This is a genomic window from Ventosimonas gracilis, assembly GCF_001580025.1.
Classification (GTDB): Bacteria; Pseudomonadota; Gammaproteobacteria; order Pseudomonadales; family Pseudomonadaceae; genus Ventosimonas; species Ventosimonas gracilis.
In genome coordinates this window covers 1-11,873 of the sequence record NZ_LSZO01000176.1, presented here as the reverse complement: position 1 = coordinate 11,873, position 11,873 = coordinate 1, and the positions used below count along the sequence as shown (strand labels likewise).

The following is an 11,873-nucleotide window of genomic DNA, read 5'->3' as shown; positions in this document are numbered from 1 at the left end:
AGTGGGGATAAAAAGGCCAAGATGTTCGCAAGGCATTCAAAAGAACAGGCAAAAATAATCGGCAATTTCACCAAAAAACCTGCAATTTATCAATTTTTTATGTGTGGCAATCCATAGCCCCGTCGACTTGGATGATCTATTCGTCCAGCAGGCTGCGCAGCATCCAGGCGGTTTTTTCGTGAATTTGCATACGCTGGGTTAACAGGTCAGCGGTGGGTTCATCACTGACCGCATCCAGTAGCGGAAACAAGCTGCGCGCGGTGCGCACCACCGCTTCTTGACCTTGCACCAGTTGGCGAATCATCTCGCTGGCGGCAGGCACTGCTTCGGCTTCCTTGATCGATGAGAGCTTGGCATAGGCGCTATAACTGCCGGGAGCGGGGAAACCCAAGGCGCGGATGCGTTCGGCAATGGCATCCACGGCGAGCGCGAGTTCGTTGTACTGCCCTTCAAACATCAGATGCAGTGTGTTGAACATGGGGCCGGTGACGTTCCAGTGAAAATTGTGGGTTTTCAGATACAGCGTGTAGGTATCGGCCAAAAGACGGGACAGTCCCTCAGCGATGGCAGCGCGATCCGCTTCAGCGATTCCTAAATTAATTTCCATGACATACTCCTTGGTTTTTGCGGGAGGGGATTAAGCCTATATAATCGCCCTTTTTGCAATGCGTTGCCGCTTTGGCCGCACACCCTCCTTTGTGTTAGAGACCCCTATTATGACGCGCAGCCACTATTGCGGCCAGTTGAATAAAAGCCTTGATGGACAAAAAATTACACTTTGCGGCTGGGTACATCGCCGCCGCGAGCACAGCCGCGTGCTGTTTCTCGATATTCGTGACCGTGAGGGTTTGGCGCAAGTGGTGTTTGAACCGGACAATGCCGTGCTGTTTGAGCAGGCTGATAAAGTGCGCAGTGAATACGTGGTCAAAATCCACGGCAAGGTGCGTATTCGCCCGGAAGGCACGGTTAATCCCAATATCAAAAGCGGTGAAGTGGAGGTTTTAGGGCTGTCTATTGAGGTACTAAACGCCGCCGAAACGCCGCCGTTCCCCTTGGATGATTATGCCGAAGTCGGCGAAGAAACCCGTCTGCGCTACCGTTTTCTTGACCTGCGCCGTCCAGAAATGGCAGAAAAATTAAAACTGCGCGCAAGGATTACCTCAGAACTGCGCCGCTATCTGGACGATACCGGTTTTCTCGACGTAGAAACGCCGATTTTGACTCGTGCCACGCCGGAAGGCGCACGCGATTATCTCGTGCCAAGTCGCACCCACGCGGGCAGCTTTTTTGCCCTGCCGCAGTCGCCGCAACTGTTTAAGCAGCTTTTGATGGTCTCAGGTATCGACCGCTATTATCAGATTGCCAAATGTTTCCGTGACGAAGATTTACGCGCCGACCGCCAGCCGGAATTCACCCAAGTGGATATTGAAACCAGCTTTTTAGGTGAAGCCGAGATTATGGACTTAAGCGAGCAAATGATTCGCCGCCTGTTCCAAAAAGTCTTGAGAGTAGAGCTGGGCGAGTTCCCGCGCATGACTTATAACGAGGCCATGCGCCGCTTTGGTTCGGATAAGCCGGATTTGCGTATCCCGCTGGAGCTGATTGATATTGCCGATTTGCTGCAATCCGTGGAATTTAAAGTCTTTGCAGGTCCCGCCAACGACCCGGCCGGGCGGGTTGCTTTGCTGCGCGTGCCGGGTGGCGCCGCTATGCCGCGCAGCCAGATTGACGATTACACCCGCTTTGTCAGCGGCTTTGGTGCTAAAGGCTTGGCCTGGATCAAGGTCAACGAGCTTGCCAAAGGCGCAGAAGGTTTGCAGTCGCCCATCGTTAAATTTATTCCAGAAGACCGCTTGCAAGCGATTTTGCAAAGAAGCGGCGCACAGGACGGCGACATTCTGTTCTTTGGCGCCGATAAAGCCAAAGTGGTTTGCGATGCACTGGGTGCGCTGCGCGTGCGTATCGGCCATGATTTCAATCTGCTAACGGCCGATTGGGCACCGCTTTGGGTGGTGGATTTCCCCATGTTTGAAGCGGGCGATGACGGAAGATTAGCGGCATTGCACCATCCTTTTACCGCGCCCTCATGCAGCGCCGAAGCCTTGGCGGAAAACCCATTGGCAGCGCTGTCCCGTGCCTACGATATCGTGCTTAACGGCTTGGAGCTCGGCGGCGGTTCCATCCGCATTCACCAGCGCGCCATGCAACAAGCGGTGTTTAGCGTGCTGGGTATCGATCAAGACGAACAACAAGCCAAATTCGGCTTTCTGCTCGATGCACTTAAATACGGCGCGCCGCCGCACGGCGGACTGGCGTTGGGGCTGGATCGATTAGTGATGCTGATGAGCGGGGCGGATTCCATCCGCGAGGTGATTGCCTTCCCGAAAACGCAAAGCGCCGCCTGTCTGATGACCCAGGCTCCCGGTACGGTAGACAGCACCGCGCTGCGCGAGCTGCACATTCGCTTGCGTGAACAGCCGCAAGCCGCTTAATCATCAACGCATTTAAGGAGAAAACCACTATGGCCGGTCATTCCAAATGGGCCAATATCAAGCATCGCAAAAGTCGCCAGGATGCTAAAAAAGCCAAAATATTCACCACCGTTATCCGCGAGCTAACCATTGCCGCCAGACACGGCGGCCCCGTTCCTGCGGATAACCCGCGCCTTCGCCTTGCCGTGGATAAAGCGCTATCGGCCAATATGTCGCGCGATACCATCGACCGCGCCATTGCTCGCGGCGCGGGTAGCAACGAGGCCGATAATCTGGTTGAGTTGACCTACGAAGGCTACGCGCCCTCTGGTGTTGCGATTTTGGTCGAGGCCATGACCGACAACCGCAACCGTACCGCCGCCAGCGTGCGCCACGCCTTTAACAAATACGGCGGCAATTTGGGCACCGACGGTTCGGTAGCCTATTTATTTGAACGTAAAGGGCAAATCAGCTTTGCCGACACAGTGGACGAAGACGCGCTGATGGAAGCCGCACTGGAAGCAGGAGCCGATGATGTAGAAATCGCCGAAGACGGCAGAGCCATGGTGCTGACCAGCTTTGCCGATTTTCATCAAGTCAATGAAGCGCTAAGCGCCGCTGGTTTTAAAGCGGATGAGGCGGAAGTGACCCAAATCGCCAATGTAACCGCGCCGATTGATGACCTGGAAACCGCACAAAAAGTCATGCGCCTGCTCGATGCATTGGAGGACTTGGACGACGTGCAAAACGTCCACCATAACGCGGAAATTGCCGATGAGATCATGGAGCAACTGGAATAAATTCGATTGAATGAACCACCTCTCGCAATAAGCGAGAGGTAAACTCAAGAAGAGAAAAAAGCATGCCTCTCGTTAAGACCTTTTTTATTCCTACCAGTGGCAAACCCATTATTAAAAACAAATCCGTTAAAATGCCGACCGGAGAAAGCAAAAAGGGCTGGTTTGGCGGCGAGAAACCGGTAATGCGCAAAGAGCAACAACAAGAAATAACCGGCTATTCCGACTCTGCCGTAGACGGTTTTGCATTGGTGCAAGACATGCACGAGGTCATCAATCCTTGGTTGGAACAAGGCTATGAACTGTTTTCCATCACGCCAATCACTTCGGGTAGTTATAAATATGACGCTTCGGGTGATTATAAATATGAATATAAAGCGAGCATGATTGTGCAAGGTACCGGCAGTATTTCAGGCAAAGGTTCGACCGGCTACAGTTATGGCTTCAGCTATACCGAAGGTATTATCGTGGTGCTCAAGAAAGCCTGAAGTTTTATTGGGTATTCAATTGATTTAAATACCATTGCACGGTTTTATCGATACCGCTATTAAAGCTTTCTTGCGCTTGCCAATGCAGCTCGGTCTGAATTTTTTCGACATTTAATGCATAGCGTAAATCATGGCCTGGGCGGTCTTGGATAAACTTGATCAAACCGGCAAAGCCTTGCGGGTTATTCGGTGAATATTCAGGGGCGAATTTTTCCAGTGCTTGGCAAATGGCGTTTACCACGGCCAAGGTGGTTTTTTCGCAGTTTGCGCCGATATTGTAGCTTTCACCTACACGGCCTTTTTCGATAATTTGAACTAGGGCGCGGGCGTGGTCTTTAACATAAAGCCAATCGCGGATGGCTTTGCCATTGCCGTAAATCGGCAACGGCTTGCCCTGTAAAGCCTGGCTAATACAGCGCGGAATCAGTTTTTCCGCGTGCTGCCACGGGCCGTAGTTATTGCTGCTGTGGCTGATAATAATCGGCAGGCCAAAACTGCGCTGCCAGGCCCTGGCGAGGTGGTCGGCGGCGGCTTTACTCGCGGCGTAAGGCGAGCTGGGGGCGTATGGGCTGGTTTCGCTGGCTTTTAATTGACGGCCGGCCCAATCGCCAAAGACTTCGTCGGTAGAGACTTGCAGCAGGCGAAAGCGTGCTTTACGTTCGTGATCAAGACCTTGCCAATAATAACGTGCCCCTTGCAACAAGTTGGCTGTGCCATTGATATTAGTCTTAATAAATAAATCAGGTTGCTTTAAAGAGTTATCGACATGGGTTTCTGCCGCCAGATGAATAATCGCATCCGGCTGATGCTGAAAAAATAACTGACCCAGTGGATAGCCAATATCCTGTTTGATAAAACAATAGTTTGGATGCTGATTAAAATCAGCAAGCGCCGCTGGATTGGCAGCGTAGGTTAATTTATCCAGATTAACGACGGAATGCGCGGTATTGGCCAATAAATAGCGGATAAGCGCCGAACCAATAAAGCCGCAGCCGCCGCTAATCAATAGCTTCACTGTATTAGCCAACCATTAACCGACAAATTAACCCACAAAAAGCGTGGCAAACCAGTAAAGAAAAACCGCCAGCAGCGTAGCAATAGGCAGCGTTAATAACCAAGCCAGCAGAATATTGCGCACAGTGCCGCCTTGCAGACCGCTGCGATTGGCAATCATGGTTCCGGCAATACCGGAGGACAGCACATGGGTGGTGGAAACCGGCAGGCTGAACAGGTTGGCCACGCCAATGGCAAAGGCGGCAGTAATTTGTGCGGCCATGCCTTGCGCGTAGGTCATGCCGCGCTTGCCGATTTTCTCGCCAACCGTTAATACCACGCGCTTCCAGCCGACCATGGTGCCGATACCGAGTGCCAGTGCGACCGCGAGGATGACCCAAAACGGCGCGTATTCGGTGGTGCCGGTTAGATCCTTGCGCAGACGGTTAAGGTCAGACTGTTCACGATGAGGCAATAGACCCAGTTTGCCTACTTTTTTGGCGGTATCGTCAAGGCAGAGCAAATAGCGGCGCACTTCAATGCGTTTTTCGGCGGAAAGCTCGGCGTAATCGCCTACGCCTTTTAGCTCGTTCCTTAGTGCCGCAATAGTGGCTTCGGTCTGTTTGGGCTCGCAGCGCAGTAGCGCCAGCGGCTCGTTGGCCTGGCTCTGCTTGCCGAGTGCCAGATAGTCGCCCAGCGCTTCTTTATTGCTTTGATAAAGCTGATTGAGATAGGCCGCTGCATCGCGAGTGCGCTCTATCTGATAGCGGGTGCTGCCCAAATCCAGCACAAACAGGCCCGGCACAATACCAATCAGCACCAACATGATAAGCCCGATACCTTTTTGCCCATCGTTGGAGCCGTGCACAAAACTGACTGCCAGCGCCGAGGCGACCAGTACCAAACGATTGCGAAACGGTGGGTGCTTTTTGCCTTTGCTCTCTTTGCGCCGCTCCGGCGTGATATGCATTTTGGAAAGCGGCAGCCAGCGTTTAAGTGCCAGTAGCAAAAGGGCGGCGACGATAAACCCGGCCACCGGTGAAATCACCAGCGAGATGGCGATTTCAATGGCTTTAGACCAGTTCACCCCATCCATCAGCGAAATATCACTAATCAACGCATTGCCAATGCCCACGCCCAAAATCGCGCCAATTAAGGTATGCGAGCTGGAGGCCGGAATACCAAAGTACCAAGTACCCAAATTCCAGGTAATGGCCGCCGCCAGCAGGGCAAACACCATGATCAGCCCTTGCGCGCTATTGACGTTGATCAGCAGCTCCACCGGCAGCAGATGCACAATGGCATAAGCCACACCCACGCCGCCCAACAAAACGCCCAAAAAGTTAAAAATACCGGAGAGGATAACCGCCGTATGTGCGGACATGGCCTTGGTATAAATCACCGTAGCCACGGCGTTGGCGGTATCGTGAAAGCCGTTGATAAATTCAAAAAACAACACAAAGGCGAGCGCCAGTGCAAGACCGGCAAGCAGCCAGGCATTTTGTTGTGCTAACAGTTCAAGCATAAAAATGGCTCAGGGTTAGTGTTTTCTTGGCTGCAAGGCCGCTGCAAGAGCGCTTAGCAGCAGGGCGAACAGACATAACAGCAGAAAAGGCATTTGGTAGTTGCCGAACAGGTCGCGCCCGATACCCAGCAGGATTGGCGTAAGACTGCCCAAACTGTAGCCTGCGCAGAGCATCATTGCACTTAATCGGCTGACTTCAAGCGGACTGTGCGCTTCATGCAAAGGCAACACCAAGGACAGCGCAAACGAGCCGCTCAAGCCAAAGCCCAGCAGCAAAGCAAACAGCTCCGGCCACAGCAGCGGGAAAAAAGTAATGAAAACAAGGCACAATAATGAACAGAGCGCAGACACTAAAAGCAATGGGTAGTGTGCGTTTAGCCGTTGCGCCAGCCAAGGCAAAACCCAAGCACTCGGCAGGGATACCAACATAAAGGCATCAAATAAAAAATGGATGCGTAAATCGCTGAAACCCACTTCCAAATAACGTGCCAAAAGCCAAGTCGCCAAGGCATAGAACAATCCGGCCTGTACGGCAAAAAAGCCGGTAATCAGCCAGGCACGGCCTGAGTGCCAAGGCAGTGAAGCGCTCTGTGCGCCGGTTTCTGGCCTTGTGTTCGGCAAACGAAACCAAAGCAGCGCAGCGAGCAGGGCAGGTATTGCCCAAAAGCTTAAGCCCAGCGTCCAATCATTGCTAAGTAAATGTGTCACCGGCAAACCCAACACCGCACCACTGGCACCGCCTATCGCCATGGCGAGCGAGAATGCCGCCAAAATGCCGCCGTTTTGCCAGGCAAAATGCTGCTTGATAAAACCGGAAAGCAAGGGTCCGGCGACAGCAATCGCACTGCCTGCCAGTAATGCCGTGCCAATCAGTACCAGTGGAATATGCGAAGCGAGGCGAAGCAGCAGCGCCAAACTGATCAAAAGCAGACAGCAAAGCACCGTGCGCACCAATCCAAAGCGCAACGCCAGCCGTGGCGCGAGCGGTGCAAGCAATCCCATGCACAGTACCGGTAGCGCCGTAGTTAGGCTGATAAGGCCGCGGCTTAAGGAAAGCTCTTCGGCAATTCGCTCAATCACCGGTGACAGCGAAGTAATCGCCGGACGCAAATTAACGGCCGCCAGCAGCAAGGCGGCCAGCAACACAAAGCGCGAAGGATTGGTAGACAAGAGATTTTAATCGAAGTGCTTTTAGTGCTGCGCCAAGGCGGCCTGCACCACCTCAATATAAGGCGCTGCACCGCGCTGGTCGGCTATCAGAGCGATAAAGTCACGCCCGCTTTTATCCTTGGCGGCAAGGTCGTACCCGGCCTCGACAAAAAAATCGACAAAACGGGCAAAATCCTCAAGCCGCAAACCACGATAGGCTTTAACCAACTTATGCAGGGCAGGGGGCGTAGCGTCCATAGGCTCTGGCGCAAGAAACGAGCGAACCTGCTCATCGGTCATTGCCTCGCCTATTACCTGATGTTTATCTTTGCGCATGGCTACTCCGCGCGAATGACAAAAGCGGGCAGTTTAACGCCCTGCTTCGCCTGGGGAAAGGCGGCAAGATTTACTCGCATGTGTTAAAAGAGCGCCCCAGTCATTGAGACAGAAAAAGCCTTGCCCAGTACTCAAGTTATTTTACTTAGCGAAGATTTTTTTGCCCGCGACGCGCAGTCGCTTGCCTGTGCTTTGCTGGGCAAAATCATCCGCCATCGGACAGAGGGATTGTGGCTTGCCGCACGGATTATTGAGACGGAAAGCTATTACAAAAACGAAAAAGGCAGTCATGCTTCGCTGGGCTTTACCCATAACCGCCGCGCCCTGTTTATGCCGCCCGGCACTATATATATGTACTACGCTCGCGGCGGTGATTCGCTTAATTTCAGCGCGCAGGGTGAAGGCAATGCTGTGTTGATTAAATCCGCTTATCCGGTGCTGGACGAAATTTCTGGCGAGGCGAGCTTGCAGCGCATGCAGCAGCTTAATCCCGATAAGCAGGGCAGGATCCGTGCAGCGGAAAAACTTTGCGCAGGGCAAACGTTGTTGTGCAAAAGCCTTGGCTTAAAAGTACCGGATTGGAATGCCAAACGCTTAAACGAGCGGCTGCATCTGGAACAAGCGCCGCCGCCCAAACAAATTATCCAAACCCGCCGTCTTGGCATTCCCATAGGGCGTGATGAGGATTTGCCCTATCGCTTTGTTGATGCAGCCTACGCTCGCCACTGCACAAAAAATCCACTGCGTCTCGGCCAGCTTGAAGGGCGCGATTATTGGTTACTGACTGAAAAGGAAGGCTCGTGGGCGACTTTTTAACTACCGCTTCCGTCTGGCTTGAGGCGCATCCACAGTGGCTGGGACTTGCGCTTTTTATCGTCGCCTGCGCGGAATGCCTGGCGATTGTCGGGTTGCTGATGCCTGGCACTGTGCTGCTATTTGCCATTGCGGTGATGGCGGGCAGCGGGGCGCTTGGATTAGGCGAAACATTGCTACTGGGGTTTTTAGGTGGACTGCTGGGTGATTTGCTCTCCTATGGGTTGGGCTTTCGCTTTAAACACCGGATCGGCCAGCTACCCGGGCTGCGCACGCATCCGCAGTGGCTGGCCAGCACTGAACGCTATTTCCAGCGCTTTGGTGCGGTAAGTCTGCTGATAGGTCGCTATATCGGCCCGCTGCGCCCACTGTTGCCGATGGTTGCGGGCATGCTGCGCATGCCATTTTGGCGCTTTGCACTGATCAGCCTGCTGGCTGGCACCGGTTGGTCGATTGCCTATCTTTTACCCGGCTGGGCAACCGGTGCGGCATTGCGCCTGCCGTTGCCTGACGGTTTTTGGCGTGATGCCGCCCTGTTGCTGGCGTCACTTGGCTTATTGCTTGCCATCAGCCTCTACAGCAGTCAGCGCGGATTGCGCCACAGCAGCTTGATTACCGCCGGACTTTGTCTGCTGGCATTGATCACTTTATCTTTAGGCTTTTCACACCTGCAATCGCTCGACAATGGATTGATGAACCTGATACAGGCCCATCGCAGCAAAACGCTAGATACTGCTGCCATCCTGATAACCGGTTTGGGCAATAGCCTTTGCCAAATCGTTATCGGCCTATTGTTGATAACCGTCTTGCTGTTGTTTAAGCAATGGCGGGCATTTTGCTTTTCAGCCGCAGCGTTGCTTGGCACCGCCGTTGCGAGCGAACTGCTTAAACAGTTAATACAACGCGCCCGTCCCGATCTGTTACTGCAACCGTTAAGCAGTTTTAGCCTGCCAAGTGGACACAGCGCCTCATCGATGGCCTTTTATGGCTGTCTTGCCGTCTTGGCCGGACGCGGCCAACCGCCGCGCTGGCGCTTGGTTTGGCTGCTGCTTGCCAGCCTGCCGGTGCTTTTTATTGCCTGTTCGCGGGTGTATTTGGGTGTGCATTGGCCAACCGATATTATCGCGGGCGTATTACTGAGCGGCGTTTTCTGTGCGGGCGCTTTGGCTTTCGTACAATATCGCTCGCCACTGCCTGCATTGCCCGCGCGTTTTTGGCAGATACTGTTGCCTTTGGCGCTCTTTTGGCTGGCAACTTATGCCTTTTGGACATTACCGCAAAGCATTGCGCGTTATTCATATTAGATAAAATCAAGGAGAAGATAGATGAAAGAGCCTTCACAATTTGCCTTGCTTAAATCGCGCCGATTTTTACCGTTTTTCTTGACCCAATCACTCGGTGCATTAAATGACAATATCTTTAAACAAGCGTTGATATTGGCGATTTTATACAAGCTGAATATCAGCGACGATGCGCAAGGCAGCAGTACGCTGCTGATTAATCTTTGTGCTTTATTATTTATTCTGCCATTTTTCTTGTTTTCTGCATTAGGCGGGCAGTTCGGCGAAAAATTTGCCAAAGACAAGTTAATACGCGCGCTTAAATTATCCGAAGTGCTGATCATGCTGGGCGGCGCGGCTGGTTTTTTATTTAATAATCTTTATCTGCTGTTGTCTGTACTGTTTTGTATGGGCTTGCAATCAGCATTATTTGGTCCGGTTAAATACTCCATCTTGCCGCAAACCTTGCATAATGAAGAGTTGATAGGTGGTAATGCCTTGGTGGAACTGGGTACTTTTCTTGCTATTTTAGGCGGCACTATTGGCGCCGGATTGATACTGGCAGGCACCGATTATTGGGCGCAAGTCACCGCCTTTTGTGTGCTAGCCGTTGCTTTGCTGGGTTACTTTAGCAGTCGATTTATTCCATCAGCCGCCGCCGCATTACCGCAGCTTAAACTAAGCCTTAATATTCCCGTTGAAACTTGGGCGACTTTAAGGCGCGGGCTTGGGCAAACACCAGCCGTATCACGTTCACTGATTGGTAGTTCTTGGTTTTGGTTTGTGGGTGTCACTTATCTCACGCAAATTCCAGAATACAGCAAGGATTTTTTAGGCGGTGATGAAAGCGTTGCTACGTTAATTCTTACCGTATTTTCTGTTGGCATTGGCTTAGGTTCGATGCTCTGTGAAAAGCTATCTGGTAGGCAGATAGAAATCGGCCTGGTACCTTTTGGTTCACTGGGACTGACCTTCTTTGGCCTGCTGCTGTGGTGGAATTCACCGGATTTAGTCACATCCGCCAGCCAACAAAACTGGCTTGAAATTTTGGCTTATTCCCATAGCTGGTGGGTATTATTTTCCATTTTAGGCATAGGTCTGTTTGGCGGTCTTTATATTGTGCCACTGTACGCTTTAATCCAATCACGCACGCCAGAAAATGAACGCGCGCGGGTAATTGCGGCCAACAATATTTTAAATGCACTGTTTATGGTGATTGCCGCGCTGGTTGCCATGTTGTTATTAACCAAAGCTGGGCTTTCCATTCCGCAATTATTTTTAGTGTTGGCTTTGATGAATATCGCCGTCAACACCTATATCTTTAAAATAGTGCCCGAATTTACCATGCGCTTTATCGTCTGGTTAATCGGTCACAGCATGTACCGCGTGCGTCATCAAGGCTTTGAGCATATCCCGCAAGAAGGCGGTACCTTAATGGTATGCAATCATGTTTCTTTTATCGATGTGGTCTTGCTGGGCGGTGCATTGCGCCGTCATACCCGTTTTGTCATGTATTGGAAGCTCTATAACCTGCCGGTGCTTAACTTTATTGCACGGGTTGCCGGTTGCATCCCGATTGCCGGACGCAGTGAAGATATGGCCATTTATGAAGCCGCCTTTAAAAAGATTGACGAGTATCTAAAGAACGGTGAATTGGTTTGCATCTTTCCGGAAGGTAAATTAACGACAGATGGTGAATTAAACCCGTTTCAAGGTGGTGTAACGCGCATCTTGCAAGAAAATCCGGTGCCGGTTGTGCCGGTCGCCTTGCAAGGATTATGGGGCAGTTACTTTAGCCGCGACCCTAAACGCGGTTTTTTCCGCCGCGTATTATCAAGAATCAATATTGTTGTGGGTAAACCCATAGCGCCAGAAGCCGCCACGCCAAGAGCCTTGCACGCGGCGGTTGCCGAACTTCGTGGGGATAAACTCTAGGGTCTGCTCCCGCTTCAAACGCGAGCCGCGCTGCTGCTCAAAATTTCGCCAGACTAGGCGCAGCATGCAGCCAATGTGTACAACCT

The 11,873-nt window shown here is 52.1% G+C and carries 11 protein-coding genes; 6 read left to right on the top strand and 5 right to left on the bottom strand.

Going from position 1 to position 11,873, the window contains the following annotated elements; genetic code table 11:
• Positions 1-136: 136 nt before the first annotated feature.
• Complete coding sequence (locus AXE65_RS09595) at positions 137-607, bottom strand: Dps family protein (RefSeq protein WP_068391439.1); 471 nt, start codon at positions 605-607, stop codon at positions 137-139.
• A gap of 109 nt (positions 608-716) precedes the next feature.
• Between AXE65_RS09595 and aspS the strand changes: the two genes are divergently transcribed.
• From aspS to AXE65_RS09580, 3 genes are all read left to right on the top strand, one after another.
• Positions 717-2,492: an aspartate--tRNA ligase gene (gene aspS / locus AXE65_RS09590; protein WP_068391436.1), complete on the top strand. Its 1,776-nt coding sequence runs from the start codon at positions 717-719 to the stop codon at positions 2,490-2,492.
• A gap of 29 nt (positions 2,493-2,521) precedes the next feature.
• Positions 2,522-3,271: a YebC/PmpR family DNA-binding transcriptional regulator gene (locus AXE65_RS09585; protein ID WP_068391433.1), complete on the top strand. Its 750-nt coding sequence runs from the start codon at positions 2,522-2,524 to the stop codon at positions 3,269-3,271.
• Positions 3,272-3,333: 62 nt separating this feature from the next.
• Positions 3,334-3,756 (top strand): hypothetical protein, encoded by a 423-nt coding sequence (locus AXE65_RS09580; RefSeq protein ID WP_068391430.1) that lies wholly within the window; start codon positions 3,334-3,336, stop codon positions 3,754-3,756.
• Positions 3,757-3,760: 4 nt separating this feature from the next.
• On the opposite strand, the gene rfbB is transcribed toward AXE65_RS09580, so the two are convergent.
• From rfbB to AXE65_RS09560, 4 genes are read right to left on the bottom strand one after another with little or no spacing between them, the layout of a single operon-like run.
• A complete protein-coding gene (gene rfbB, locus AXE65_RS09575) occupies positions 3,761-4,771 on the bottom strand; it encodes a dTDP-glucose 4,6-dehydratase (protein ID WP_068391427.1) in 1,011 nt (336 codons plus the stop codon).
• Positions 4,772-4,798: 27 nt separating this feature from the next.
• Positions 4,799-6,274: an inorganic phosphate transporter gene (locus tag AXE65_RS09570; RefSeq protein WP_068391424.1), complete on the bottom strand. Its 1,476-nt coding sequence runs from the start codon at positions 6,272-6,274 to the stop codon at positions 4,799-4,801.
• Between the two features lie 15 nt (positions 6,275-6,289).
• The gene (locus AXE65_RS09565; protein ID WP_239685068.1) at positions 6,290-7,444 is read right to left on the bottom strand and encodes an MFS transporter; all 1,155 of its coding nucleotides are present in this window, start codon (positions 7,442-7,444) and stop codon (positions 6,290-6,292) included.
• Between the two features lie 21 nt (positions 7,445-7,465).
• Positions 7,466-7,759, bottom strand: coding sequence for a PA4642 family protein (locus tag AXE65_RS09560; protein ID WP_068391421.1), 294 nt, complete (start codon positions 7,757-7,759; stop codon positions 7,466-7,468).
• A gap of 120 nt (positions 7,760-7,879) precedes the next feature.
• Here AXE65_RS09560 and AXE65_RS09555 point away from each other — a divergent pair, with 120 nt between their 5' ends.
• Genes AXE65_RS09555 through AXE65_RS09545 form a run of 3 tightly spaced genes read left to right on the top strand, consistent with a single transcriptional unit; the run spans position 7,880 to position 11,787 of the window.
• The gene (locus tag AXE65_RS09555) at positions 7,880-8,575 is read left to right on the top strand and encodes a DNA-3-methyladenine glycosylase (RefSeq protein ID WP_239685067.1); all 696 of its coding nucleotides are present in this window, start codon (positions 7,880-7,882) and stop codon (positions 8,573-8,575) included.
• The gene (locus tag AXE65_RS09550) at positions 8,560-9,876 is read left to right on the top strand and encodes a bifunctional DedA family/phosphatase PAP2 family protein (RefSeq protein WP_068391415.1); all 1,317 of its coding nucleotides are present in this window, start codon (positions 8,560-8,562) and stop codon (positions 9,874-9,876) included. The genes AXE65_RS09555 and AXE65_RS09550 overlap by 16 nt, the downstream gene beginning before the upstream one ends.
• A 21-nt stretch (positions 9,877-9,897) precedes the next feature.
• Entirely contained in the window at positions 9,898-11,787 is a 1,890-nt protein-coding gene (locus AXE65_RS09545) for an MFS transporter (RefSeq protein WP_068391412.1), read from the top strand.
• Positions 11,788-11,873: the final 86 nt, after the last annotated feature.

Coding starts and splice junctions, on each gene's coding strand:
- AXE65_RS09595 (WP_068391439.1), bottom strand. CDS start 607: ATGGAAATTAATTTAGGAATCGCTGAAGCGGATCGCGCTGCCATCGCT.
- aspS (WP_068391436.1), top strand. CDS start 717: ATGACGCGCAGCCACTATTGCGGCCAGTTGAATAAAAGCCTTGATGGA.
- AXE65_RS09585 (WP_068391433.1), top strand. CDS start 2,522: ATGGCCGGTCATTCCAAATGGGCCAATATCAAGCATCGCAAAAGTCGC.
- AXE65_RS09580 (WP_068391430.1), top strand. CDS start 3,334: ATGCCTCTCGTTAAGACCTTTTTTATTCCTACCAGTGGCAAACCCATT.
- AXE65_RS09570 (WP_068391424.1), bottom strand. CDS start 6,274: ATGCTTGAACTGTTAGCACAACAAAATGCCTGGCTGCTTGCCGGTCTT.
- AXE65_RS09560 (WP_068391421.1), bottom strand. CDS start 7,759: ATGCGCAAAGATAAACATCAGGTAATAGGCGAGGCAATGACCGATGAG.
- AXE65_RS09545 (WP_068391412.1), top strand. CDS start 9,898: ATGAAAGAGCCTTCACAATTTGCCTTGCTTAAATCGCGCCGATTTTTA.